The sequence below is a fragment of the Pseudomonas sp. Y5-11 genome (assembly GCF_022368695.1).
Lineage (GTDB): Bacteria > Pseudomonadota > Gammaproteobacteria > Pseudomonadales > Pseudomonadaceae > Aquipseudomonas > Aquipseudomonas parakoreensis.
In genome coordinates, this window is the sequence record NZ_CP058974.1 from 1,303,111 (window position 1) to 1,328,562 (window position 25,452).

At 61.7% G+C, this 25,452-nt stretch carries 19 protein-coding genes; 18 read left to right on the forward strand and 1 reads right to left on the reverse strand.

Going from position 1 to position 25,452, the window contains the following annotated elements; genetic code table 11:
* Positions 1 to 308: 308 nt before the first annotated feature.
* The 18 genes from hutU to HXW87_RS05910 all read left to right on the forward strand — a co-directional run bounded on the left by hutU (position 309) and on the right by HXW87_RS05910 (position 23,227).
* Positions 309 to 1,994 (forward strand): urocanate hydratase, encoded by a 1,686-nt coding sequence (hutU, locus tag HXW87_RS05825; RefSeq protein WP_047290868.1) that lies wholly within the window; start codon positions 309 to 311, stop codon positions 1,992 to 1,994.
* Positions 1,995 to 2,147: 153 nt separating this feature from the next.
* Complete coding sequence (locus HXW87_RS05830) at positions 2,148 to 3,620, forward strand: cytosine permease (protein ID WP_047290869.1); 1,473 nt, start codon at positions 2,148 to 2,150, stop codon at positions 3,618 to 3,620.
* A 69-nt stretch (positions 3,621 to 3,689) separates the two neighbouring features.
* Positions 3,690 to 4,658 carry an ABC transporter substrate-binding protein gene (locus HXW87_RS05835; protein WP_041071468.1) on the forward strand — a complete coding sequence of 323 codons (969 nt, stop codon included), beginning with the start codon at positions 3,690 to 3,692 and terminating at the stop codon, positions 4,656 to 4,658.
* 84 nt (positions 4,659 to 4,742) lie between these two features.
* The gene (locus HXW87_RS05840; RefSeq protein ID WP_007949591.1) at positions 4,743 to 5,594 is read left to right on the forward strand and encodes a proline/glycine betaine ABC transporter permease; all 852 of its coding nucleotides are present in this window, start codon (positions 4,743 to 4,745) and stop codon (positions 5,592 to 5,594) included.
* Positions 5,591 to 6,421, forward strand: coding sequence for a glycine betaine/L-proline ABC transporter ATP-binding protein (locus tag HXW87_RS05845; RefSeq protein WP_047601084.1), 831 nt, complete (start codon positions 5,591 to 5,593; stop codon positions 6,419 to 6,421). Before HXW87_RS05840 ends, HXW87_RS05845 begins: the two co-directional genes overlap by 4 nt.
* Positions 6,422 to 6,599: 178 nt before the next feature.
* Complete coding sequence (gene hutH, locus HXW87_RS05850; RefSeq protein ID WP_239778563.1) at positions 6,600 to 8,123, forward strand: histidine ammonia-lyase; 1,524 nt, start codon at positions 6,600 to 6,602, stop codon at positions 8,121 to 8,123.
* 116 nt (positions 8,124 to 8,239) lie between these two features.
* Positions 8,240 to 9,772, forward strand: coding sequence for a histidine ammonia-lyase (gene hutH / locus HXW87_RS05855; RefSeq protein ID WP_239778564.1), 1,533 nt, complete (start codon positions 8,240 to 8,242; stop codon positions 9,770 to 9,772).
* A gap of 89 nt (positions 9,773 to 9,861) precedes the next feature.
* Positions 9,862 to 11,067 (forward strand): imidazolonepropionase, encoded by a 1,206-nt coding sequence (gene hutI / locus HXW87_RS05860; RefSeq protein WP_047290871.1) that lies wholly within the window; start codon positions 9,862 to 9,864, stop codon positions 11,065 to 11,067.
* Positions 11,068 to 11,077: 10 nt separating this feature from the next.
* On the forward strand, positions 11,078 to 11,881 hold the full coding sequence (gene hutG / locus HXW87_RS05865) for an N-formylglutamate deformylase (protein WP_239778565.1): 804 nt from the start codon (positions 11,078 to 11,080) through the stop codon (positions 11,879 to 11,881).
* Between the two features lie 254 nt (positions 11,882 to 12,135).
* Positions 12,136 to 13,083, forward strand: a complete 948-nt coding sequence (locus HXW87_RS05870) for a choline ABC transporter substrate-binding protein (RefSeq protein WP_182403464.1) — start codon at positions 12,136 to 12,138, stop codon at positions 13,081 to 13,083.
* Entirely contained in the window at positions 13,083 to 14,000 is a 918-nt protein-coding gene (locus HXW87_RS05875; RefSeq protein WP_239778566.1) for an alpha/beta hydrolase, read from the forward strand. The genes HXW87_RS05870 and HXW87_RS05875 overlap by 1 nt, the downstream gene beginning before the upstream one ends.
* Positions 14,001 to 14,104: 104 nt before the next feature.
* On the forward strand, positions 14,105 to 15,076 hold the full coding sequence (gene pip, locus HXW87_RS05880) for a prolyl aminopeptidase (protein WP_121183273.1): 972 nt from the start codon (positions 14,105 to 14,107) through the stop codon (positions 15,074 to 15,076).
* Positions 15,073 to 15,510 (forward strand): D-aminoacyl-tRNA deacylase, encoded by a 438-nt coding sequence (gene dtd / locus HXW87_RS05885; RefSeq protein ID WP_041071491.1) that lies wholly within the window; start codon positions 15,073 to 15,075, stop codon positions 15,508 to 15,510. Before pip ends, dtd begins: the two co-directional genes overlap by 4 nt.
* Positions 15,511 to 15,973: 463 nt before the next feature.
* Positions 15,974 to 17,758 carry a glucan biosynthesis protein G gene (locus HXW87_RS05890; protein WP_161794907.1) on the forward strand — a complete coding sequence of 595 codons (1,785 nt, stop codon included), beginning with the start codon at positions 15,974 to 15,976 and terminating at the stop codon, positions 17,756 to 17,758.
* Positions 17,751 to 20,321, forward strand: coding sequence for a glucans biosynthesis glucosyltransferase MdoH (mdoH, locus tag HXW87_RS05895; protein WP_239778567.1), 2,571 nt, complete (start codon positions 17,751 to 17,753; stop codon positions 20,319 to 20,321). Before HXW87_RS05890 ends, mdoH begins: the two co-directional genes overlap by 8 nt.
* A gap of 266 nt (positions 20,322 to 20,587) precedes the next feature.
* Positions 20,588 to 21,385, forward strand: coding sequence for a transporter substrate-binding domain-containing protein (locus HXW87_RS05900; protein ID WP_095667758.1), 798 nt, complete (start codon positions 20,588 to 20,590; stop codon positions 21,383 to 21,385).
* 155 nt (positions 21,386 to 21,540) lie between these two features.
* Positions 21,541 to 22,500, forward strand: coding sequence for an amino acid ABC transporter permease (locus tag HXW87_RS05905; RefSeq protein WP_041071503.1), 960 nt, complete (start codon positions 21,541 to 21,543; stop codon positions 22,498 to 22,500).
* Entirely contained in the window at positions 22,493 to 23,227 is a 735-nt protein-coding gene (locus HXW87_RS05910) for an amino acid ABC transporter ATP-binding protein (RefSeq protein WP_095137988.1), read from the forward strand. Before HXW87_RS05905 ends, HXW87_RS05910 begins: the two co-directional genes overlap by 8 nt.
* 154 nt (positions 23,228 to 23,381) lie before the next feature.
* Here the strand turns inward: HXW87_RS05910 and HXW87_RS05915 are convergent, their stop codons facing one another.
* Entirely contained in the window at positions 23,382 to 25,298 is a 1,917-nt protein-coding gene (locus HXW87_RS05915) for a methyl-accepting chemotaxis protein (RefSeq protein ID WP_239778568.1), read from the reverse strand.
* Positions 25,299 to 25,452 lie beyond the last annotated feature (154 nt).

Consider the following 25,452-nt stretch of genomic DNA (forward strand, 5'->3'; position numbering starts at 1 on the left):
ACCGAACGCCCCAGCGTGGCGCAAAGCCACGGGTTCGTAACGATCCCCCGCGACCTCAATTCTCCCCTGCAAAAAATTTCATCCGCGCCACAACCCTTGTTTCCAGCGCTCTGTAGCCCTGTTCGAGATTTTTCTTGAACGGCTCTTCAGTGAGTTGGCCGCTTGATTGCATATGCTTGTATGTACAAGTAAAGACGTATGCGTATAAGTCCGCAGCGTCCACTGATTCGCTTGTCGCGCATTGAGGCGCGCAGGCTGCTTGCCCACTGCCAGGGTTGGTTTGAATTGATCGCTGAGGAGTCTTTTTCGTGACTGACACAAAACCTACTAAATACCGTGACGTCGAGATCCGCGCTGCACGCGGCAACAAGCTGACCGCCAAGAGCTGGCTGACCGAAGCGCCGCTGCGCATGCTGATGAACAACCTCGACCCGGAAGTGGCCGAGAACCCGAAAGAGCTGGTGGTTTACGGTGGTATCGGTCGCGCTGCGCGTAACTGGGAGTGCTACGACAAGATCGTCGAAAGCCTGACCAATCTGAACGACGACGAAACCCTGCTGGTGCAATCCGGCAAACCGGTCGGCGTGTTCAAGACTCACAGCAACGCCCCGCGCGTATTGATCGCCAACTCCAACCTGGTGCCGCACTGGGCGAGCTGGGAACACTTCAACGAACTCGACGCCAAAGGCCTGGCCATGTACGGCCAGATGACCGCCGGCAGCTGGATCTACATCGGCAGCCAGGGCATCGTTCAGGGCACCTACGAAACCTTCGTCGAAGCCGGTCGCCAGCATTACAACGACAACCTCAAGGGCAAGTGGGTCCTGACCGCGGGTCTGGGCGGCATGGGCGGCGCACAGCCATTGGCTGCAACCCTGGCCGGTGCCTGCTCGCTGAACATCGAATGCCAGCAGGTGAGCATCGATTTCCGCCTGAAAAGCCGTTATGTCGACGAGCAAGCCAAAGACCTCGACGACGCCCTGGCGCGCATCGCCAAATACACCGCCGAAGGCAAAGCGATCTCCATCGCCCTGCTGGGTAACGCCGCAGAAATCCTCCCGGAACTGGTCAAGCGCGGCGTGCGTCCGGACATGGTCACCGACCAGACCAGCGCCCACGACCCACTGAACGGCTACCTGCCGGCGGGCTGGACCTGGGACGAGTACCGCGCCCGCGCCAAGACCGAGCCGGCCGCCGTGATCAAAGCCGCCAAGCAATCGATGGCGGTCCACGTCAAAGCGATGCTGGACTTCCAGAAGCAAGGCATTCCGACCTTCGACTACGGCAACAATATCCGTCAGATGGCGCAGGAAGAGGGCGTGGAAAACGCGTTCGACTTCCCGGGCTTCGTCCCGGCCTACATTCGCCCACTGTTCTGCCGTGGCATCGGCCCGTTCCGTTGGGCGGCACTGTCGGGTGATCCGCAGGACATCTTCAAGACCGACGCCAAAGTCAAAGAGCTGATCCCGGACGACGCGCACCTGCACAACTGGCTGGACATGGCCCGCGAGCGCATCAGCTTCCAGGGTCTGCCGGCACGGATCTGCTGGGTCGGCCTGGGCCTGCGTGCCAAGCTCGGTCTGGCGTTCAACGAAATGGTGCGCAGCGGCGAGCTGTCGGCACCGATCGTGATCGGTCGCGACCACCTCGACTCCGGCTCGGTCGCCAGCCCGAACCGCGAAACCGAATCGATGCAGGACGGTTCCGACGCTGTCTCCGACTGGCCACTGCTCAATGCGCTGCTGAACACCGCGAGCGGCGCGACCTGGGTCTCGCTGCACCACGGTGGTGGCGTGGGCATGGGCTTCTCGCAGCACTCGGGCATGGTGATTGTCTGCGACGGGACCGACGAAGCGGCCGAGCGTATTGCGCGCGTGCTGCACAACGACCCGGCCACTGGCGTCATGCGTCACGCCGATGCCGGCTACCAGATCGCCATCGACTGCGCGAAGGAGCAGGGGCTGAACCTGCCAATGATTACCGGCGGCAAGTAACACAGATTCCTGTGGGAGCTGGCTTGCCAGCGATAGCGGTGGCATTGCCGGAATAGATATTGAAGGTGCCGACGTCATCGCTGGCAAGCCAGCTCCCACAAGGGTTCGAGTAGGCCCGAGAGAACAATCAAAACAATCCACAGAGGTTGAATCATGGCTGTAACCCCCGATCGTGCAGGTAACAAACCGTTGATCGAAAGGCGTTCGATCGACTACATCCCGGAAGCGGAAAGACACGGTCGTCTGTTGAGCCAGTTCACCCTGTGGATGGGTGCGAATCTGCAAATCACCGCGATTGTTACCGGGGCCTTGGCCGTGGTGCTGGGCGGTGATGTGTTCTGGTCGTTGATCGGTCTGTTGATCGGTCAACTGCTCGGCGGCGGCGTGATGGCGCTGCACGCGGCGCAAGGGCCGAAGCTTGGCCTGCCGCAGATGATTTCCAGCCGGGTGCAGTTCGGCGTGTATGGCGCGGCGATCCCGATCGTGCTGGTGTGCCTGATGTACCTGGGTTTCACCGCCACCGGTACGGTGCTTTCCGGCCAGGCGCTGGGCCAGTTATTCGGGGTCAGCGACACCGTCGGCATCCTGCTGTTCGCCAGTGTCATCGTGGTGGTCACCGTGCTCGGTTATCGGGTGATCCACTGGATCGGGCGTGTCGCCAGCGTCATTGGCGTGATTGCCTTCGTGTATCTGTTCAGCCGCCTGCTGAGTCAGGTGGATGTGGGCGCCCTGTTGCAGATCCGCCACTTCAGCTGGAGCAGCTTCCTGCTGGCGGTGTCGCTCGCGGCGTCCTGGCAGATCGCCTTCGGCCCGTATGTGGCGGACTATTCGCGTTACTTGCCGAGCAAGGTTTCCTCGGTGAAAACCTTCTTTGCCGCTGGCGCAGGTTCGGTCATCGGCGCGCAGGTGGCGATGGTCCTCGGCGTATTCGCCGCGGCGTCGGCCAACGGCCAGTTCGCCGGGCATGAAGTGGCTTACATCGTCGGGCTGGGCGGCACCGGTGCCACGGCGGCGCTGCTGTACTTCAGCATCGCCTTCGGCAAGGTCACCATCTCGACGTTGAACTCGTACGGCAGCTTCATGTGCATCGCCACGATCATCAGCGGCTTCCGTGGGCATTTGACGGTCACCCGCCTGCAGCGTCTGGTGTTCGTGCTGGTGATCGTCGGTGCGGCGACCCTGATCGCACTGCTTGGCCAGCACTCGTTCCTCGGTGCGTTCAAGTCGTTCATCCTGTTCCTGCTGGCGTTCTTCACGCCATGGAGCGCGATCAACCTGGTCGACTACTACTGCATCACTCGTGAACGCTATGACGTACCGGCGCTGGCCGATCCGAATGGTCGCTACGGCCGCTGGAACCTGCTCGGGATCAGCGTCTATGTGTTCGGTGTGCTGGTGCAGCTGCCGTTCATCTCCACCAAGTTCTACACCGGCCCGCTGGTGGCTGCCCTCGGTGACGTGGATATTTCCTGGATCATCGGCCTGGTGCTGCCTGCCGCGCTGTATTACCTGTGCGCGAAAAAATGGCACGGCTCGGTGCCTGATCAACTGATTTTGCCGCTCGAGCAGAACAGTGCTGTACAACCTGAAAAAAGTGGGGCCGGGCGCGCTGCGGCGCAGGCCTGATTGGACGTGGACAGGGCTGGATGCCTCTTGACTGCCGTAAGCCAATTCATGATTAGGAGCGTCGCAATAATGAAATCGAACAAGACCCTGCTCACCACACTGCTGTCCATGGGCCTGCTGGCCAGTGCCGGCGCCACCCAGGCGGCCGGCTGGTGCGAGTCCGGCAAACCGGTGAAATTCGCCGGCCTGAACTGGGAAAGCGGCATGTTGCTGACCGACGTGCTGCAAGTGGTGCTGGAGAAAGGTTACGACTGCAAGACCGACAGCCTGCCGGGCAACTCCATCACCATGGAAAACGCCTTGAGCAGCAACGACATTCAAGTGTTCGCCGAAGAATGGGTCGGTCGCAGCGAAGTCTGGAACAAGGCTGAGAAGGCCGGAAAAGTCGTCGGTGTCGGCGCCCCGATCGTCGGCGCTATCGAAGGCTGGTACGTGCCGCGCTACGTGATCGAAGGCGACGCCAAACGCAAGATCGAGGCAAAAGCCCCGGACCTGAAAAACATTGCCGATCTGGGCAAATACGCGACGATTTTCAAGGACGCCGAAGAGCCGTCCAAGGGCCGTTTCTACAACTGCCCGGCGGGCTGGACCTGTGAGCTGGACAACAGCGAAATGCTCAAGAGCTACGGCCTGGAAAACAGCTACACCAACTTCCGTCCGGGCACCGGCCCGGCGCTGGATGCGGCGGTGCTGTCGAGCTACAAGCGTGGCGAGCCGATCCTGTTCTACTACTGGTCGCCAACCCCGCTGATGGGCCAGATCGACGCGGTCAAACTTGAAGAAAAACCGGGCGTCGACAAAAGCGTGAGCATCAAGGTCGGCCTGTCGAAAACCTTCCACGAGCAGGCACCGGAACTGGTGGCCGTGCTGGAAAAGGTCAACCTGCCGATCGACCTGCTGAACCAGAACCTGGGCCGCATGGCGAAGGAACGTATCGAGTCGCCGAAGCTGGCGAAAATCTTCCTCAAGGAACATCCTGAGGTCTGGCACGCGTGGGTCAGTGACGACGCAGCCAAGAAAATCGACGCGGCGCTGTAGGTCGATACCTCCCGGTCAACCGTGAGGCTGGCCGGGAGATATGCCGTAAATCGCTTGATTGAGATTTCTGATTGAGAGCCGCTTATGTTTCCCGAAAGCTTTACCTTTTCCATCGCCGACTGGGTCAACGGTTGGGTCGATTCGCTGGTCACCAACTACGGTGATGTGTTCCGCCACATCTCGGACACGCTGCTGTGGGCCATCGTCAACCTCGAAGGCCTGCTGCGAGCGGCGCCGTGGTGGTTGATGCTGGCGATCGTCGGCGTCGTCGCCTGGCACGCCACGCGCAAAGTGGTGACCACCGCTGTCATCGTCGGTCTGCTGTTCCTCGTCGGTGCTGTCGGCCTGTGGGACAAACTCATGCAGACGCTGGCGCTGATGATGGTCGCGACGATCATTTCGGTGCTGATCGGCATTCCGCTGGGGATTCTCTCGGCGCGCAGCAATCGCCTGCGTTCGGTGCTGATGCCACTGCTCGACATCATGCAGACCATGCCCAGCTTCGTCTACCTGATTCCGGTGCTGATGCTGTTCGGCCTGGGCAAGGTCCCGGCGATTTTCGCCACGGTGATCTATGCCGCGCCGCCGTTGATTCGCCTGACCGATCTGGGCATTCGCCAGGTCGATGGTGAAGTGATGGAGGCGATCAACGCCTTCGGTGCCAACCGCTGGCAGCAACTGTTCGGTGTGCAACTGCCGCTGGCCCTGCCGAGCATCATGGCCGGGATCAACCAGACCACGATGATGGCCCTGTCGATGGTGGTGATCGCCTCGATGATCGGCGCCCGAGGTCTGGGTGAAGACGTACTGGTGGGCATTCAGACCCTCAACGTCGGACGCGGCCTCGAAGCCGGTCTGGCGATCGTGATTCTCGCAGTGGTCATCGACCGCATTACTCAGGCGTACGGTCGGCCACGGCATGAGGTGAGCAAATGAACAACGCAACCGTGAGCAAGATCGAAGTCAAAAACGTCTTCAAGATTTTCGGCAACCGCGCCAAAGACGCACTGGCGATGGTTGGCCAGGGCAAGACCAAGGATCAGGTGCTGAACGAAACCGGTTGTGTGGTCGGGGTCAATGACCTGTCGCTGAGCATCGGCACTGGCGAGATCTTCGTGATCATGGGTCTGTCCGGCTCGGGCAAGTCGACGCTGGTGCGCCACTTCAATCGCCTGATCGACCCCACCAGCGGCGCGATCCTGGTCGACGGCGTGGACATCCTGCAATACGACATGGAAGCGCTGCGCGAATTTCGCCGGCACAAGATCAGCATGGTGTTCCAGAGCTTCGGCCTGCTGCCGCACAAGACCGTGATCGAGAACGTCGCCTACGGCCTGAAAGTGCGCGGCGAGAGCAAGCAACTGTGCGCCGAACGTGCGCTGCACTGGATCAACACCGTGGGCCTCAAAGGCTACGAAAACAAATACCCGCATCAGCTTTCCGGCGGCATGCGTCAGCGTGTCGGCCTGGCCCGCGCGCTGGCGGCAGATACCGACATCATCCTGATGGACGAAGCGTTCAGTGCGCTGGATCCGCTGATCCGCGCCGAGATGCAGGACCAGTTGCTGGAGCTGCAAAAGACCCTGCACAAGACCATCGTCTTCATCACCCACGACCTCGACGAGGCCGTGCGCATCGGCAACCGCATCGCGATTCTCAAGGACGGCCGCCTGATTCAGGTCGGCACCCCGAGAGAGATCCTGCATTCGCCGGCGGATGAATATGTTGACCGGTTCGTGCAGCGGCGGGCGGCAGTAGTCTGAAATGGATTGCCTTTGTGGCGAGGGGATTTATCCCCGATGGGTGGCGAAGCCGCCCCCAAACATTGCATGCGGTGCACCTGAAACATCCTGGCTGAAGGTTTTGGGGCTGCTGCGCAGCCCATCGGGGATAAATCCCCTCGCCACAGGGTGTATCAACAGAATTGGTATGAGGTTTTAGATGTCCCAGGCTGAAAAAATCATCATCACCGGCAACCCCCTGCATTGGCAGGACGTGGTCGCCGTCGCCCGTCACGGCGCGCAACTGGAACTGTCGAGCGAAACCTGGGCACGCATCGAAAACGCTCAGGGCATCGTCCAGCGCATCGTCGAAAGCGGCGAGCGCGCTTATGGCGTCAATACCGGCCTGGGTGGTTTGTCCAATGTCTCGCTGAAGGACGAACAACTCAGCCAGCTCTCGCGCAATACTTTGCTCAGCCACGCCTGCGGTGTCGGCCCGGTGCTGCCCGATGAGCAGACCCGCGCGATCATCTGCGCGGCGATTCACAACTACAGCCATGGCAAGTCCGGTATTCATCGCCGCGTGGTCGAAGCGTTGCTGGCGCTGCTCAATCGTGGCATCACCCCGCAGGTGCCGGCGCAAGGCTCGGTGGGTTACCTGACGCACATGGCGCACATCGGCATCGCGCTGCTGGGCGTGGGCCATGTCAGCTATCGCGGGCAAATCATCTCGGCGCAGCAGGCGTTGGCCGAAGAAGGCCTGCAACCGGTGCAGCTCGGCGCGAAGGACGGTTTGTGCCTGGTCAACGGCACGCCGTGCATGACCGGCCTCAGCTGCCTGGCGATTGCCGATGCGACGCGCCTGGTGCAATGGGCCGACGTGATCGGCGCCATGAGCTTCGAAGCCCAGCGCGGTCAGATCGCCGCGTTCGACGCCGAGATCATCGCGCTCAAGCCGCACCCGGGCATGCAGCAGGTCGGGAGCAATCTGCGTGCATTACTCGATGGCAGTGAAGTGATCGCGACCAGCAAGGGCATTCGCACTCAGGATGCGCTGAGCATCCGCTCGATCCCGCAGGTGCACGGCGCAGCGCGCGATCAACTGGAACATGCGATCAGGCAGGTGGAAGCCGAACTCAATGGCTGCACCGATAACCCGTTGTTGCTGGGCACGCCGGACAACTTCCGGGTGATGTCGCAGGCTAACCCGCACGGCCAGTCAGTGGCGATGGCAGCGGATCTGCTGGCGATTGCCATGGCCGAAATCGGCTCGATTGCCGAGCGTCGCCTCGATCGCCTGGTCAACCCGCACGTCAGCGGTCTGCCGGCGTTTCTGGTGGCCAATCCGGGGGTGAACTCCGGGATGATGATCGTGCAATACGTCGCCGCCTCGCTGTGTGCCGAGAACCGCCAACTGGCGCAACCGGCGGTGCTCGACAACTACGTCACCTCGGGCCTGCAGGAAGACCACTTGAGCATGGGCACCAGCGCTGCGCTGAAGCTGCACCGTGCCCTCGAAAACTGCACGCAGATCCTCGCCATCGAGTACCTGCTGGCGGCGCAGGCCTTTGAATTTCTCAAGGCGCAGCGCTTTGGCGCAGGCACCGACCGGGCGTGGCGCCTGCTGCGTGAAACCGTCCCGGCCTACGATCAGGATCGCTGGCTGGCGCCGGACATCGCTGCCGCCGCAAGCGTTCTGAAACACCCGGATTCGCTGCACAACGTATTACCGAATCTGCACTGACAATACCCATACCAGCGTGCCAAGGCGCGGATCGTCCACAAGACGAGAAACGACGGCTAACGGAATGCTCCGGAGCGACTGGTAGTTAATAACAATGCCTAAACAGGAGCATTTAAATGACTGCGCTGAACCTGATTCCCGGCCAACTGAGCCTGGCCCAACTGCGTGACGTTTATCAGCAACCGGTCAAACTGACCCTCGACCACAGCGCCTCCGCGCAGATCGAGGCCAGCGTTGCGTGTGTCGAGCAGATCCTCGCCGAGAACCGTACCGCCTACGGCATCAACACCGGTTTCGGCCTGCTGGCCTCGACCCGCATCGCCAGTGAAGACCTGGAAAACCTCCAGCGCTCGCTGGTGCTGTCCCACGCCGCCGGCGTCGGTCAGCCGATCAGCGATGAACTGGTGCGGCTGATCATGGTGCTCAAGGTCAACAGCCTCAGCCGTGGTTTCTCCGGCATCCGCCGCGTGGTGATCGACGCGCTGATCGCACTGATCAACGCCGAGGTGTACCCGCACATTCCGCTCAAAGGTTCGGTCGGCGCCTCCGGTGACCTGGCACCGCTGGCGCACATGTCGCTGGTGCTGCTCGGCGAGGGCAAGGCGCGCTACAAGGGTGAATGGATGGAGGCGACCGAAGCGCTGAAAGTCGCCGGTCTGACTCCGCTGACCCTGGCGGCGAAAGAAGGTCTGGCGCTGCTCAACGGCACTCAGGTGTCCACCGCATTTGCCCTGCGTGGTCTGTTTGAAGGTGAAGACCTGTTTGCCGGTGCGCTGGCAATCGGCGGTCTGACGGTGGAAGCGGTGCTCGGTTCTCGCTCGCCGTTCGATGCACGTATTCACGCCGCTCGCGGTCAGAAAGGCCAGATTGATGCAGCCGCCGCATATCGCGATCTGCTCGGCGAGCGCAGCGAAGTCTCCGATTCGCACCAGAACTGCGAGAAGGTCCAGGACCCGTATTCGCTGCGCTGCCAGCCGCAAGTCATGGGCGCTTGCCTGACCCAGTTCCGTCAGGCCGCCGAAGTGCTGGCCATCGAAGCCAACGCCGTGTCAGACAACCCGTTGGTGTTCGCGGCTGAAGGTGATGTGATTTCCGGCGGTAACTTCCACGCCGAGCCGGTGGCCATGGCCGCCGACAACATGGCCCTGGCCATCGCTGAAATCGGCTCGCTGAGCGAGCGCCGCATCTCGCTGATGATGGACAAGCACATGTCGCAACTGCCGCCGTTCCTGGTGGCCAATGGCGGCGTCAACTCGGGCTTCATGATCGCTCAGGTGACCGCCGCGGCACTGGCCAGCGAGAACAAGGCGCTGGCCCATCCGCATTCGGTCGACAGCCTGCCGACCTCGGCCAACCAGGAAGACCACGTGTCGATGGCCCCGGCCGCCGGCAAGCGTCTGTGGGAAATGGCCGAAAACACCCGCGGGATTCTCGCGGTGGAGTGGCTGGCGGCGGTGCAAGGGCTGGACCTGCGCAACGGTCTGAAGACCTCGGCCAAGCTGGAACAGGCGCGGGCGATTCTGCGGCGCGAAGTGCCGTTTTATGAGAAGGATCGCTTCTTTGCGCCGGACATCAATGCGGCGACCGAACTGTTGGCGTCGCGGTGTCTGACCGAGCTGGTTCCAGCCAAGCTGCTGCCGAGCCTGTAAGGCCCTCATCGCTGGCAAGCCAGCTCCCACAAATACCTGTGGGAGCTGGCTTGCCAGCGATACGATTTTGAACAAGACGAGGACTTGGGATGAAAACACTCTGGCAACACTGCCACGTCGCAACCATGGCGCAGGGCGTCTACTCGATCATCGAGGATGCGGCCATCGTGACGTCCGGTGCGCACATCGAGTGGATCGGCCCGCGCAATCAATTGCCCTCTGGCGAATACCCGGCGGTCAACGACCTGCAAGGCGCGTGGGTCACCCCCGGCCTGATCGACTGTCACACTCACACGGTGTTCGGTGGCAACCGCAGCGGCGAATTCGAGAAACGCCTGCAAGGCGTCAGCTACGCCGAGATCGCGGCGCAGGGCGGCGGTATCGCCAGCACTGTGCGCGCCACCCGTGAAGCGAGCGAAGACGAGCTGTTCGCCAGCGCCGCCAAGCGTTTGAAAAGCCTGATGCGCGACGGCGTGACCACGGTCGAGATGAAGTCCGGCTACGGTCTGGATCTGGCCAGCGAACGCAAGATCCTGCGGGTCATTCGCCGGCTCGCCGCGCAACTGCCGATCAGCGTGCGCAGCACCTGTCTGGCCGCCCACGCCTTGCCGCCGGAGTACAAGGATCGCGCTGACGACTACATCGAGCACATCTGCGCCGAGATGCTTCCCGCTTTGGCCGCCGAAGGGCTGGTCGATGCGGTGGATGCGTTCTGCGAGTATCTGGCGTTCTCGCCGGAGCAGGTCGAGCGGGTATTCATCACCGCGCAAAAGCTTGGTCTGCCGGTAAAGCTGCATGCCGAACAATTGTCGTCGCTGCATGGCTCCAGCCTGGCCGCGCGCTACAAGGCGTTGTCCGCCGATCATCTGGAGTTCATGGATGAAGACGACGCCATCGCCATGGCCAAAGCCGACACCGTCGCCGTGCTGTTGCCGGGCGCGTTCTATTTCCTTCGCGAAACCCGGTTGCCGCCGATGGACGCCCTGCGCAAGCACAAGGTGAAAATCGCCATCGCCAGCGACCTCAACCCCGGCACCTCGCCGGCGCTGTCGTTGCGCCTGATGCTGAACATGGCCTGCACCTGCTTCCGCATGACTCCGGAAGAAGCCCTGGCCGGCGCGACCATCCATGCCGCACAAGCGCTGGGCATGGCTGACACCCACGGTTCGCTGGAAGTCGGCAAGGTCGCGGATTTTGTCGCCTGGCAGATCGACCGCCCGGCGGACCTGGCCTATTGGCTCGGGGGCGATCTGGACAAACGCGTCGTGCGTCACGGCGTTGAATCAAGTCTGTAGGAGAGCGGTTGTGGATAAGGTTCTGAACTTCAAACAAGGTCGCGTACCGCTGCTGATCAGCATGCCTCACGCTGGCGTACGTCTGACCCCGGCGGTCGAGGCCGGATTGATCCCGGACGCGAAAAGCCTGCCGGACACCGACTGGCACATTCCGCAGCTTTACGATTTTGCCGAGGCGTTGGGCGCCAGCACGTTGGCCGCCGAGTACTCGCGGTTCGTCATCGACCTGAACCGCCCGTCCGACGACAAACCGCTGTACGCCGGCGCCACCACCGGGCTGTATCCGGCAACGCTGTTCGATGGCATTCCGTTGTTCAAGGAAGGCAAGGAGCCGTCGAAAGAAGAACGCACGACGTACCTGGAACAGATCTGGACGCCGTACCACCGCACCCTGCAGCAAGAGCTGGCGCGGTTGAAGGCCGAGTTCGGCTATGCGCTGCTGTTCGACGCGCACTCGATCCGCTCGGTCATCCCGCACCTGTTCGACGGCAAACTGCCGGATTTCAACCTCGGCACCTTCAACGGCGCCAGTTGCGATCCACAACTGGCGACGCAACTGGAAGCCATCTGCGCCCGTCACGACCCTTACACCCACGTGCTCAACGGGCGCTTCAAGGGCGGCCACATTACCCGCCATTACGGCAACCCGGCCGAGCACATCCACGCCGTGCAACTGGAGCTGTGCCAGAGCACCTACATGGAAGAGTTCGAACCGTTCCGCTACCGCGCCGATCTGGCAGAGCCGACGCGGCTGGTGCTCAAAGCGTTGCTGCAGGGTTTGCTCGCCTGGGGCGAGAGCCACTACCAAGCCTGAACACAGACCCACAACCCCCTGTGAGAGCGAGCTTGCTTGCGAAAGCATCGTGTCAGTCGATTATGAGATGACTGATTCACCGCATTCGCGAGCAAGCTCGCTCCCGCGAGAGGGCGGTGTTCCGTCCGGGTCGCCGCTGTGCAAAACACAGTCGCCACCGTTCATCTTTCCCTCTCGTCGCCTGCGTAATGTTGCGGCCACGGTGCACCAGACACCGACCTGACAATAATCTGCTGCCGCACGAGAACTCCCGAATGAAAAAGCTCTTCACTCGTTGTGCGTTAATCCTCACCGGCAGCGCGCTGTTCAGCGCTGGCGTCATGGCCAATGACGACGCCTCCTGCAAAACCGTGCGCATGGGCGTGGTCAACTGGACCGACGTGATCGCCACCAGCGGCATGGCCGATGTGTTGCTCAATGGTCTCGGCTACGACAGCAAGCAGACCAGCGCAGTGCAGCAGATCATCTTTGCCGGCATTCGCGACAAGCGTCTGGACATCTTCCTCGGCTACTGGAAACCGGCGATGGACAACAACATTGCGCCCTTCCTCGCTGCCAACCAGGTCAAAGTCCTGGACAAGCCGAGTCTGGCAGATGCTCAGGCGACGCTGGCGGTGCCGGATTACGTGGCGGCGGCCGGGTTGAAAACCTTCGCCGACATCGCGAAGTTCAAGGATCAGTTGGGCGGCAAGATCTACGGCATCGAGCCGGGCAGTGGGGCCAACACCACCATCAAGACCATGATCGAGACCAACCACTTCGGTCTGAAGGATTTCAAGATCGTCGAGTCCGGTGAGGCAGGCATGCTCGCCGCTGTACAACGCGCGGTGAATCGCAAGGAGTTTGTGGTGTTCGTCGGCTGGACCCCGCACCCGATGAATATCAACATGAAGATCACCTACCTGACCGGCAGCGAAGACGTCTACGGCCCCAACGAAGGCGCCGCCACCGTGTCCACCGTGACCGCGCCGGATTACGCCGAACGCTGCCCGAACGTCCATCGCCTGCTGCAAAACCTGACGTTCACTGCCGCCCAGGAAAGCCAACTGATGGTACCGATCATGGCACGCAAGACGCCGCAGGACGTGGCAAAGAACTGGCTGCGTGAACACCCCGAGGATCTGCAGCGCTGGCTGGCCGGGGTCAGCAGCTTCGATGGCAAGGATGGCGTGGGCGCCGTTCAGGCCAGTCTGAAAAACTGATGAGCCATTATCCGCTGACGCCGGCCATGGCGGCCTTCGTTACCCGAACCGAAAGTTTCGTCAGTGATGACAGCAGTCTCGCAGGACTGCGCCAGGCCTATGACGCCATGTGTCGGGCCTTCACCCCTGAACGGCCCGCAGGGCTGGAGGTCGTCGACTTCCAGTTGAGCGGCGTACCGGTGCGTTCCTACCGGCCGCCGCTCAAGCCACCGGCCAGCGGCTGGCCTTGCGTGTTGTACTTGCATGGCGGTGGTTGGGTCGTCGGTGGGCTCGACTCGCACGACTTCATCTGTTTCGAACTGGCCATGGCGCTGGGGGCGATGGTGGTGGCGGTGGATTATCGGCTGGCGCCAGAACATCCATACCCGGCGGGGTTCGAAGATTGCCTAAGTGTCTGGCGCGCGTTGCGCAGCGGGCCGTTCTGGTTTGACCCGCAGAAACTGCTGGTAGCCGGCGACAGCGCCGGTGGCAATCTCGCCGCCGCGTTGTGCCTGGCGTTGCGCGATGCCGGCGAGGCGATGCCGGCAGCTCAAGTGCTGATCTATCCCGGCCTTGGCGGTGACGACCGGTTGCCGTCACGCAGCGAATGCGCCGATGCACCGTTGCTCGGCAGCCATGATGTGCACAGCTATCACGCGTTATACCTGCGCGGCAGCCCTCATCCGGATGCTTATGCCATGCCGCTGCTCGCTGACGATTTCAGTGGATTGCCGCCAGCCTGGATCGCCGTGGCGCAATTCGATCCGCTGCGCGACGACGGCGTGGGCTACGCTGAACGACTGGCCAGCGCCGGCACCGACGCTTCGCTTTATTACGGCGAAGGGCTGGTGCACGGTTGTTTGCGTGCGCGAGGTCAGGTCGCCGAGGTCGACCGGCTCTACGAAAACCTGTTGAGGTTCATGGCTGACAAATTGTGACTGCGTGCGGGCATGCTCATTGATGTAAATCGGGTTTATGATGCCGGACGGCAGAATAATAGAAGTCCCCCCAGGGATGACCTCGACCCCTTACGGAGCACGCAATGCAGACATTGTTTCCGCAGATCAAACCCCATGCCCGGCACGATCTGGCTGTCGATGACACCCACACGCTGTACGTCGACGAAAGCGGTTCGCCGGAAGGCTTGCCGGTGGTGTTCATCCACGGTGGTCCCGGCGCCGGTTGCGACGCGCAGAGCCGTCGCTATTTCGACCCGAACCTGTATCGCATTGTCACCTTCGACCAGCGCGGCTGCGGACGCTCCACCCCCCACGCCAGCCTGGAAAACAACACCACCTGGGATCTGGTCGCCGACCTCGAGCGTATCCGCAAGCACTTGGGCATCGACAAATGGGTGCTGTTTGGCGGTTCGTGGGGCTCGACCCTGGCGCTGGCCTACGCGCAAACCCACCCCGAGCGCGTACACGGTCTGATCCTGCGTGGGATCTTTCTCTGCCGTCCACAGGAAATCGAATGGTTCTATCAGGCCGGTGCCAGCCGTCTGTTTCCTGATTACTGGCAGGACTACATCGCACCGATCCCGCTGGACGAGCGCGACGATCTGCTCGGCGCTTTCCACAAGCGCCTGGTCGGTAACGATCAGATCGCCCAGATGCACGCGGCCAAGGCCTGGTCGACGTGGGAAGGGCGCACCGCAACCCTGCGGCCGAACCCGCTGGTGGTCGACCGGTTCTCCGAACCGCAGCGCGCCCTGTCGATCGCGCGGATCGAATGTCACTACTTCACCAACAATGCGTTCCTCGAACCGAACCAGTTGATCCGCGACATGGGCAAGATCGCTCATCTGCCGGGGGTGATCATTCACGGTCGCTACGACGTGATCTGCCCGCTGGACAACGCCTGGGAATTGCATCAGGCCTGGCCGAACAGCGAGCTGCAGGTGATTCGCGATGCTGGCCACGCTGCCTCCGAGCCAGGTATTACCGACGCGTTGGTGCGTGCCGCAAGTAACATGGCCCGCCGCCTGCTCGACCTGCCACCCGAAGAAGCATGAAGGGGCTTCTGCAGCGCGTGCGCGGTGCGCGGGTCGAAGTCGCGGGAGAAATAGTCGGCGCGGTGGATCAGGGGTTGCTGGTGCTGGTGGCGGTCGAACCCGACGACACCCGTGCCAGTGCCGACAAACTTCTGCATAAGCTGCTTAACTATCGGGTATTCAGTGACGCCGAGGGCAAGATGAATCTGTCCCTGGCGGATGTGGGCGGCGGGTTGCTGCTGGTCTCTCAGTTCACCCTGGCTGCCGACACCAAGAGCGGGTTGCGTCCGAGTTTCTCGACCGCGGCCCCTCCGGCATTGGGCGAGGAATTGTTCGACTATCTATTCAGCAAAGCGAAACAGATGCATGGCACTGTGGCATCAGGTAGATTCGGCGCGGATATGCAGGTGCACCTGGTCAACGATGGCCCGGTCACCTTCCTGTTACAGACATGAAAGCGCTTGAAACATCTTTTCAAGGGCTTTTCGACTGAAAACAGGCGTTTTTCGCGATAAATACTTTGTTACCCCTGATGCGTTGTCACGCGGGCTACTAGATAATCGCGCGCTATGGGGATCAGCGTTCGCTGGTCCATTTTTGACTTAGGTAGAGACTTGTCTGGATCCGATTGGGGAATCATTTTGCCCCAGCGGAGTCGGAACAATGCTCGCCAACCTGGCATGAGCGGTCTGTACGGCCATTTTTGTCAGCATTATTTCGAGGGCCAGGGAGCCAGAGACAAGGCGCCGCGACGAGTCATAGCCCGCTATGGCGAGGAGCGGCAACGCAGTATCTGGCTCTCTGGAACCGAAATAAGCTGACGAAAATGGCCACACAGACGGCTTGCTGGCCGTTGGTTTTTTGATCTGTTTTCGGCGAGGGTTGCTCGTGATTGTTAGTCCCTGTAATGCAGCAAAAATGTCTGCCAAACGCATGCGAAGTGCCCTGGTAGCGGGTTCGGCGCTCCTGTGCCTGCTCAGCGCCGGCCAGCTTTGGGCGTTCAATCTTGACGATGTATCAGCCAAGGCTAAAGAGCTCGCCGGGCAGAAATTCGAAGCCCCGCGCAGCAACCTGCCGAACGAATTCCGCGACATGAAATTCGCGGACTATCAGAAAATCCGCTTCCTCACCGAAAAGGCTGAGTGGGCCGATCAGAAGACCCCGTTCAAGCTGTCCTTCTATCACCAGGGCATGCACTTCGATACGCCTGTGAAAATCAACGAAATCACGGCGAACACCGTCGAAGAGATCAAATACGATCCGACCCGCTTCGATTTCGGCGACCTCAAGTTCGATCCGAAGGCCACCGAGCAGCTGGGCTACGCCGGTTTCCGTGTGCTGTACCCGATCAACAAGGCCGACAAGCAAGACGAAATCATGACCATGCTTGGCGCGAGTTACTTCCGTGTCGTCGGCAAGGGTCACACCTACGGTCTGTCGGCCCGTGGTCTGGCGATCGACACCGCGCTGCCGTCGGGCGAAGAGTTTCCGCGTTTCCGCGAATTCTGGATTCAGCAGCCGAAGCCGGGCGACAAGCACCTGGTGATCTTCGCCCTGCTCGATTCGCCGCGCGCCACCGGCGCCTACCGTCTGATCCTGCGTCCGGGCAGCGACACCATTGTCGACGTCAAGGCGCAGATGTTCCTGCGTGACAAGGTCGGCAAACTGGGCATCGCGCCGTTGACCAGCATGTTCCTGTTCGGCGCCAACCAGCCGTCGAAAGTCCTCAACTACCGTCGTGAACTGCACGACTCCAGCGGTCTGTCGATCCATGCCGGCAACGGCGAGTGGATCTGGCGTCCGCTGAACAACCCGAAACACCTGGCCGTGAGCAACTTCAGCGTCGAGAACCCGCGTGGTTTCGGTCTGCTGCAGCGTGGCCGCGACTTCAGCCACTACGAAGACCTCGACGACCGCTACGACAAGCGTCCAAGTGCCTGGATCGAGCCGAAGGGCGAGTGGGGCAAGGGCACCGTTGATCTGGTAGAGATTCCGACCGCCGACGAAACCAACGACAACATCGTTGCGTTCTGGAGCCCGGAAACCATGCCGGAGCCGGGCAAGCCGCTGGACTTCGCCTACCGCCTGCACTGGACCATGGACGAAGCGGCGATTCACGCCCCCGACAGTGCCTGGGTCAAGCAGACCCTGCGTTCGACCGGTGACGTCAAGCAGTCGAACCTGATCCGTCAGCCGGACGGCAGCGTTGCCTACCTGGTCGACTTCGAAGGTCCATCGCTGGCAGCCCTGGCGCCGGATGCCGACGTGCGCAGTCAGGTCAGCGTTGGCGATAACGCCGAGCTGGTCGAGAACAGCGTGCGCTACAACCCGGAAACCAAGGGCTGGCGCCTGACCCTGCGGATGAAGATCAAGGACGCGAGCAAGTCCACCGAGATGCGTGCTGCCCTGGTCCAGCCAGTGGTCACCGCTGATCTGGCCAAATCTTCGGTACCGGCGTCGAATTCGTCGGTGGCCAAGGCTGACAAGATCGCCGCCAAGCAACAAGAGAAGGAAGACAAGGAAGCCAAGGCCGCTGAAGCCAAACAGGCCGACGCCAAGCCCGCCGCAGATGCCAAGGACAAGGCCAACAAAGACGCCAAGCAGCCAGCGGCTGCGAACGCGGCCCCAGCCACACCGGAATCGGCACCGACTGAAGAAGTCCTGACCGAGACCTGGAGCTATCAGTTGCCTGCCGATGAGTAACTCTCAAGTACAGCCAGAAACTCTGTCGGAGTATCTGGCGCATCTGCCGATGACCGACGAGCAGCGCGCGGAACTCGCGGGCTGCCAGTCTTTCAGCGAACTGCACCAGCGCCTGTCGTCGCCAACGTTCGACGCCCCTGCCGAAGCCGCCCAGGCTTCGGTGGGCAAGCGCCTGACCCTGAGCACCGCAGAGGAACTGGAAGAGGCGGAGATGCTGGTGCTCGACGCCAGCGGCCGGGTCGCCATGAAGGCGACGCCGCCCATCCACCGGACCAAAGTCGTGCCGGAACCCTGGCGCACCAATATTCTGGTGCGTGGCTGGCGCCGTCTGACCGGTCGCACCAACCCGCCGCAGCCGCCAAAAGATGCGAATGTGTTGCCGGCCGCGCGCTGGCGCACCGTCGGTTCGATCCGTCGCTACATTCTGTTGCTGCTGATGCTCGGCCAGACCATCGTCGCCGGCTGGTACATGAAAGGCATCATGCCGTACCAGGGCTGGTCGTTCGTCGATCTTGAAGAGGTCCTGCACCAGCCGCTGCTGCAAACCGCCACGCAAGTGCTGCCGTATGCGCTGCAAACCAGCATCCTGATTCTGTTCGGGATTCTGTTCTGCTGGGTGTCGGCCGGCTTCTGGACGGCGCTGATGGGCTTCCTTGAGTTGCTCACCGGTCACGACAAATACCGTATCTCCGGCAAAAGCGCTGGCAACGAGCCGATTCCGAAGGACGCCCGTACTGCGCTGGTGATGCCGATCTGCAACGAAGACGTGCCCCGGGTATTCGCCGGTCTGCGCGCCACCTTCGAATCGGTCGCGGCCACCGGTGAACTGGATCGTTTCGACTTCTTCGTCCTGAGCGACAGTAACGACACCGATATCTGCGTCGCCGAGCAACAGGCCTGGCTGGACGTCTGCCGCGAAGCCAAGGGCTTCGGCAAGATCTTCTATCGCCGCCGACGCCGTCGTGTGAAACGCAAGAGCGGCAACCTCGACGACTTCTGCCGTCGTTGGGGCGGTGACTACAAGTACATGGTCGTGCTCGACGCCGACTCGGTGATGAGCGGCGAGTGCCTGACCAGTCTGGTGCGCCTGATGGAAGCCACGCCGGACGCCGGGATCATCCAGACCGCGCCACGTGCGTCGGGCATGGACACGCTGTATGCGCGCATGCAGCAGTTCGCCACCCGCGTCTACGGTCCGCTGTTTACCGCCGGTCTGCACTTCTGGCAGTTGGGTGAATCCCACTACTGGGGTCACAACGCGATCATTCGCATGAAGCCGTTCATCGACCACTGCGCCCTGGCGCCGTTGCCGGGCAAAGGTGCGTTTTCCGGGGCGATTCTGTCCCACGACTTCGTTGAAGCCGCGCTGATGCGTCGTGCCGGTTGGGGCGTGTGGATTGCCTACGATCTGCCGGGCAGCTACGAAGAACTGCCGCCGAACCTGCTCGACGAACTCAAGCGTGACCGTCGCTGGTGCCACGGCAACCTGATGAACTTCCGCCTGTTCCTGGTCAAGGGCATGCACCCGGTGCACCGTGCGGTGTTCCTGACTGGCGTGATGTCGTACCTGTCGGCACCGTTGTGGTTCTTCTTCCTGGTGCTGTCGACCGCGCTGCTGGCGGTGAACACGCTGATGGAGCCACAGTACTTCCTGGAACCGCGTCAGCTTTATCCGCTGTGGCCGCAATGGCACCCGGACAAGGCGATCGCGCTGTTCTCGACGACCATTGTGCTGCTGTTCCTGCCGAAACTGCTGAGCATCATCCTGATCTGGGCCAAAGGCGCGAAAGAGTTCGGTGGCAAGTTCAAGGTGACCCTGTCGATGCTGCTGGAGATGCTGTTCTCCATGCTGCTGGCGCCGGTGCGGATGATTTTCCACACCCGTTTCGTCCTGGCCGCGTTCCTCGGCTGGGCCGCGACCTGGAATTCGCCGCAGCGTGACGACGACTCCACGCCATGGAGCGAGGCGGTCAAGCGCCACGGTCCGCAGACCCTGCTGGGTTTCTGCTGGGCGCTGCTGGTGATCTGGCTGAACCCGAGCTTCCTGTGGTGGCTGGTGCCGATCGTCGGTTCGCTGATGCTGTCGATCCCGGTGTCGGTGATTTCCAGTCGTGTCGGTCTGGGCCTCAAGTCCCGTGACGAGAGCCTGTTCCTCATCCCCGAGGAATACAATCCGCCACAGGCACTGCTGGCCACCGATCAGTACACCCATGAAAACCGTTGGCACGCACTGAACGACGGCTTTATTCGTGCGGTGGTCGATCCACAGCAGAACGCCCTGGCGTGTTCGCTGGCGACGGCCCGTCACGGTCAGGCCGAGCCGATCGAGTGGCTGCGTCAGGAGCGTGTGCGTCACGCGATCAAGGTCGGTCCGGCGGGGCTGAACAACCATGATCGCCTGCAACTGCTGAGCGATCCGGTGGCCCTGGCCCGTCTGCACGAGCAGGTGTGGGCCGAAGGTCACGCCGAGTGGCTGGACGCATGGCGGGCCTCGGTGAAAGCCGATCCCCACGCGCCGCTGCTGCCGTTGCGACCGCTGAGCATGCAGGCTCAGCCGGCCTAAGAAAAAGCCCCGCCAATGCGGGGCTTTTTTTTAAAAGATCGCAGCCTTCGGCAGCTCCTGCAGGGTTAGGCGCACACCTGTAGGAGCTGCCGGAGGCTGCGATCTTTTGCTTTTAAAACCCTCCCTGCAACAACAAATCCCCGCAAAAAACCTTGTGCAAACGGACGAGTGCGTTAGCATCCGTCCCCGAATTGGCGCACCCGGGCATTTTTGCCCATCACGGCTGGTTTTCGCGCCGCACATGCAATGGTTTTGGGGACTTGAAGATGAAGAAGTATCTGTCGATGCTGCTGGTCGGCGTCACGGCACTGGTTGCAGTCAATGCGGCGCACGCCGGTGCAATCGATGACGCGGTCAAGCGCGGCACGTTGAAAGTCGGTATGGATCCGACCTACATGCCGTTCGAAATGACCAACAAGCGCGGCGAGATCATCGGCTTCGAAGTCGACATCCTCAAAGCCATGACCAAGGCCATGGGCGTCAAGCTGGAACTGGTCTCCACCGGTTATGACGGGATCATCCCGGCGCTGATGACCGACAAGTTCGACATGATCGGCAGCGGCATGACCCTGACCCAGGAGCGCAACCTGCGCCTGAACTTCAGCGAACCGTTCATCGTGGTCGGCCAGACCTTGCTGATCCGCAAGGAGCTGGAAGGCACCATCAAGTCCTATAAAGACCTGAACACCGCCGACTACCGCATCACCTCCAAGCTCGGCACCACCGGTGAGATGGTCGCCAAGAAGCTGATCGCCAAAGCCAAGTACCACGGCTACGACAACGAGCAGGAAGCCGTGCTCGACGTGGTCAACGGCAAGGCCGACGCGTTTATCTACGACGCGCCGTACAACGTGGTCGCGGTGAACAAGGTCGGCGCCGGCAAACTGGTGTTCCTCGACAAACCGTTCACCTACGAGCCGCTGGCCTTCGGTCTGAAGAAGGGTGATTACGACAGCCTCAACTTCATCAACAACTTCCTGCACCAGATCCACGAAGACGGCACCTACGATCGCATCCATGACAAGTGGTTCAAGAGCACCGAGTGGCTCAAGGACATGGAATAACGCTTGATCAGTTGGATCGAGTCGCCCCATTCGCGAGCAAGCTCGCTCCCACAGTCTTTTAGGTGAACACAAATTTTGTGTCCGCCACTGAACTTGTGGGAGCGAGCTTGCTCGCGAAGAGTGCCGCCCAGGCAACACAAATTCCGGAACCTGCAATGAAACAGAAAAAAGCCCAATGGCCCTGGCACGTCCTGACCGTGCTGGTGCTGGTCGGCCTGGCGGGCGCGTTGTATTACGCCACGTCGCTGATGTCCTACGAATGGCGCTGGAACCGCGTGCCACAGTACTTCGCCTATCAGGCCGAAGAGTCCCAGCGCGCCAGCGACATCTCCACCGTCACCGAACTGGTGCGCAAGGGCGGCAGCGCGCAGGTCACCCTGCGCAACGACGCCGGTGACGAGCAGCACCTGACCGTCGACGAAAACAGCCTGCAATTCGCTCAGGGCGACGATGTGGCGGAAGGCGACGTCGTAGGCGTAACCCGGCATTGGGCGGCAGGGCCGCTGCTGTGGGGGCTGTGGACCACGCTGTGGCTGTCGGTGGTGTCTGGGGTACTCGGTCTGCTGATCGGCCTGGTCACCGGGCTGTGCCGCTTGTCGAGCAACCCGACCCTGCGCGACCTGTCGAGCATCTACGTCGAACTGGTGCGCGGCACGCCGCTGCTGGTGCAGATCTTCATTTTCTACTTCTTCATCGGCACGGTGATGAACCTGTCCCGGGAGTTCGCCGGGATCGCCGCGCTGTCGCTGTTTACCGGCGCCTACGTGGCCGAGATCATCCGTTCCGGCGTGCAGTCGATTGCCCGCGGGCAGAACGAAGCGGCGCGATCGCTGGGTCTGAGCGCCGGCCAGTCGATGCGCCATGTGGTACTGCCGCAAGCGTTCAAACGCGTGCTGCCACCGCTGGCCGGGCAGTTCATCAGTCTGGTCAAGGACACCTCGCTGGTGTCGGTGATCGCGATTACCGAGCTGCTGAAAAGCGGCCGTGAAGTCATCACCACCTCGTTCTCGCCGTTTGAAATCCTGTTCTGCGTCGCCGGCCTGTACCTGTTGATCAACCTGCCGCTGTCGAAAATCGCCAGCCGGCTTGAGCGGAGGCTCGCGCAAAGTGATTGAAGTCCGCGATCTGGTAAAAGTCTTCGACACCCGTGGTCAGGTAGTGCGGGCGGTGGATAACGTCACCACCACAGTGGCCAAGGGTGAAGTGCTGGTGGTGATCGGCCCGTCCGGCTCCGGCAAATCGACCTTCCTGCGCTGCCTCAATGGCCTGGAAGAATTCGACTCGGGTTCGGTGAGCATCGACGGCCTGCAACTGGCCGACCCGAAAACCGACGTCAACGCCTACCGCCGCGAAGTCGGCATGGTCTTCCAGCATTTCAACCTGTTCCCGCACATGACCGTGCTGGAAAACCTCTGCCTGGCGCAGAAGGTCGTGCGCAAGCGCGGACAGAAGGAAAGTGAAGCCAAGGCCTTGGCGTTGCTGGAGAAGGTCGGTATCGCGCAAAAAGCCCGCGAATACCCGTCACGTCTGTCCGGGGGGCAGCAGCAGCGCGTAGCGATCGCCCGGGCGCTGGCGATGGATCCGAAAGTGATGCTGTTCGACGAGCCGACATCGGCCCTCGACCCGGAAATGGTCGGTGAAGTGCTGGATGTGATGAAGAACCTGGCCGTGGAAGGCATGACCATGGTCTGCGTCACGCACGAAATGGGCTTCGCCCGGGAAGTGGCGGATCGGGTGCTGTTCTTCGATCACGGCAAATTGCTGGAAGATGCGTCCCCGGCGGAATTCTTCGATGCGCCGAAGGATCCGCGCGCTCAGGCTTTCCTGCGTCAGGTCTTGTAACGGCGGCGTTCTTCCGGACGCCATCGCTGGCAAGCCAGCTCCCACAGTAAATGGGTTGAACACGAACTTTGTGAACGACTGGAAACCTGTGGGAGCTGGCTTGCCAGCGATAGCATCACCTCGGTCCACAGTGAACCGAGGTCGATGGATCACCTCAAACCTTGAACCGCCCCACCAGCATCTGCAGATGCGTCCCCAGCCGCGCCAACTCAACACTCGACGCCGCCGTCTCTTCACTCGCCGCCGACGTCTGATCCGACACATCCCGCACATTCAGCACGCTGCGGTTGATCTCTTCAGCCACGGCGCTCTGCTGCTCTGCCGCTGCGGCAATCTGCTGGTTCATCGCCTGAATCGCCGACACGGTACGGGTGATGCTTTCCAGCGAGCCACCGGCGCGGCGGGTCAGTTCGACGCTGCTGTCGGTCAGGCTGCGGCTGTTGTCCATGATCGTCGCCACTTGCTGGGTGCCGGTCTGCAGGCCGACGATCAGCTCTTCGATCTCTTCCGTGGACTTCTGCGTGCGCTGGGCGAGGCTGCGCACTTCATCGGCGACCACCGCAAAGCCACGCCCGGCTTCACCGGCACGCGCCGCCTCGATGGCGGCGTTGAGCGCCAGCAGGTTGGTTTGCTGGGCCACCGACTTGATCACGTCGAGCACGCTGCCGATCTTGTCGCTCTCGCGCTTGAGTTCGCCCATAGCCTCGGTGGAGTGGCCAACCTCGGCCGCGAGGCGCTCGATCTGCGCGATGGCTTCACCCACCACCTTGTCCCCTTCGCGGGCCTGCTGGTCAGCAGCGACGGCCGCTTCCGAAGCTTCCTCGGCGTTGCGCGCGACTTCCTGCACCGTGGCAGCCATTTCGTTCATGGCGGTGGCGACCTGGTCGGTCTCGACTTTCTGATTGTTGACCCCGGCGCTGGTCTGCTCGGTGACGGCAGACAATTCTTCGGCGGCACTGGCGATCTGCGTGACGCCGTCGCTGATGCCGCCGATCAGCTCGCGCAGACCTTGCGTCATGCTCTGCATCGAACGCTGCAACTGGCCGAGTTCGTCGCGGCGCTGCGACACCAGATTATGCGTCAGGTCTCCGGCGGCCACTTGTTCGGCGACTTTCAGGGTCTGGTTCAGCGGAATGATGATCTGCCGGGTGATCGCCCACGCAGCCAGCAAACCGAAGGCCACGGCCAGCAGGGTGGCGATGATCAGCATGTTCTTGGCGTGCGCGGCATCGGTGTCGCGCACCACGGTTTGCGATTGCGTGAGCTGCTTGCTGACGTCGAGCAGGATGTCGCCCTGAGCTGACATGCGCGCCAGAGCTTTGGCACTGGCGACCTGCGAGTCGCGGAACTGGCTGACCGCCGCGCGATAAGCCTTGAGCGAATCAGTGGCCTGTTGCAGGTTGGCGATATGCTGCTCGGGTAGCTTGGCCGGCAGGGTTTCGAGGTTTTTCAGGGCGTTGTCGATGGCGTCGAGCGCAGGTTGTTCGGCTTCGGTCTTGCCGCTGTAGGTATAGCCACGCACCTGGAAGCGCGCTTGCTGGATCAGTTTGCTCAGATCGATCACCGCGTTGAACTGCGCAATGCTGTCGCCCTGGAGCATTGATTTTTCCACTTCGGCGACCTTGGCCACGGCGTTGTCGGCGGTGGCGCCGAGTTTGCTGCGGGCGTCTTCGCGGTTGGCCCCGGCCTGCACCATCTCGGCGAAGGCGCGTTTGTATTCGGCGACTGCAGCCAGTTGCTGGTCGACTCTGGCGGCATCGGCTGGTTGTTCGATCAGGCCTCGGGCGGTTTGCAGGCCGCTGTCGAGCTTGCTCAGCAGTTCGTTGACCGCGCCCGGGCCTTGTTCGCCGCGACGAGCTTCATAGTCCAGACGGGCCAGACGCAGGTCCTTGGTCAGCTCGTTGAGGCTGGAGATGAAACCGAGCTTGTCACCGCGGCTGATAATGCCGCTCATGCCGGTCCAGCCGGTGAAGGTGATCAGCAGGGTGAGCAACAGCACCAGGCCGAAACCGATACCCAGCTTGCGTTTGACGCTGACGTTTCCAAGATTCTCGGCTAACCAACGGTACATGCGACGACTCCCCTCGGACCACTAATTGGACTTATGGGGACTGTATCGGCGGGGTGATGGCAATCTGTAACCCGATTTGTCCGACACCGCCCTTGTGTAGGAGCTGCCGCAGGCTGATCTTTTGATCTTGCTGTTAAAAAAAAGATCAAAAGAT

What these genes read in the sequence shown, in the direction of transcription:
- HXW87_RS05830 (WP_047290869.1), top strand. Translation starts at nt 2,148, where the DNA reads ATGGCTGTAACCCCCGATCGTGCAGGTAACAAACCGTTGATCGAAAGG.
- HXW87_RS05835 (WP_041071468.1), top strand. Translation starts at nt 3,690, where the DNA reads ATGAAATCGAACAAGACCCTGCTCACCACACTGCTGTCCATGGGCCTG.
- HXW87_RS05840 (WP_007949591.1), top strand. Translation starts at nt 4,743, where the DNA reads ATGTTTCCCGAAAGCTTTACCTTTTCCATCGCCGACTGGGTCAACGGT.
- HXW87_RS05845 (WP_047601084.1), top strand. Translation starts at nt 5,591, where the DNA reads ATGAACAACGCAACCGTGAGCAAGATCGAAGTCAAAAACGTCTTCAAG.
- hutH (WP_239778563.1), top strand. Translation starts at nt 6,600, where the DNA reads ATGTCCCAGGCTGAAAAAATCATCATCACCGGCAACCCCCTGCATTGG.
- hutH (WP_239778564.1), top strand. Translation starts at nt 8,240, where the DNA reads ATGACTGCGCTGAACCTGATTCCCGGCCAACTGAGCCTGGCCCAACTG.
- hutI (WP_047290871.1), top strand. Translation starts at nt 9,862, where the DNA reads ATGAAAACACTCTGGCAACACTGCCACGTCGCAACCATGGCGCAGGGC.
- HXW87_RS05870 (WP_182403464.1), top strand. Translation starts at nt 12,136, where the DNA reads ATGAAAAAGCTCTTCACTCGTTGTGCGTTAATCCTCACCGGCAGCGCG.
- HXW87_RS05875 (WP_239778566.1), top strand. Translation starts at nt 13,083, where the DNA reads ATGAGCCATTATCCGCTGACGCCGGCCATGGCGGCCTTCGTTACCCGA.
- pip (WP_121183273.1), top strand. Translation starts at nt 14,105, where the DNA reads ATGCAGACATTGTTTCCGCAGATCAAACCCCATGCCCGGCACGATCTG.
- dtd (WP_041071491.1), top strand. Translation starts at nt 15,073, where the DNA reads ATGAAGGGGCTTCTGCAGCGCGTGCGCGGTGCGCGGGTCGAAGTCGCG.
- HXW87_RS05890 (WP_161794907.1), top strand. Translation starts at nt 15,974, where the DNA reads ATGTCTGCCAAACGCATGCGAAGTGCCCTGGTAGCGGGTTCGGCGCTC.
- mdoH (WP_239778567.1), top strand. Translation starts at nt 17,751, where the DNA reads ATGAGTAACTCTCAAGTACAGCCAGAAACTCTGTCGGAGTATCTGGCG.
- HXW87_RS05900 (WP_095667758.1), top strand. Translation starts at nt 20,588, where the DNA reads ATGAAGAAGTATCTGTCGATGCTGCTGGTCGGCGTCACGGCACTGGTT.
- HXW87_RS05905 (WP_041071503.1), top strand. Translation starts at nt 21,541, where the DNA reads ATGAAACAGAAAAAAGCCCAATGGCCCTGGCACGTCCTGACCGTGCTG.
- HXW87_RS05915 (WP_239778568.1), bottom strand. Translation starts at nt 25,298, where the DNA reads ATGTACCGTTGGTTAGCCGAGAATCTTGGAAACGTCAGCGTCAAACGC.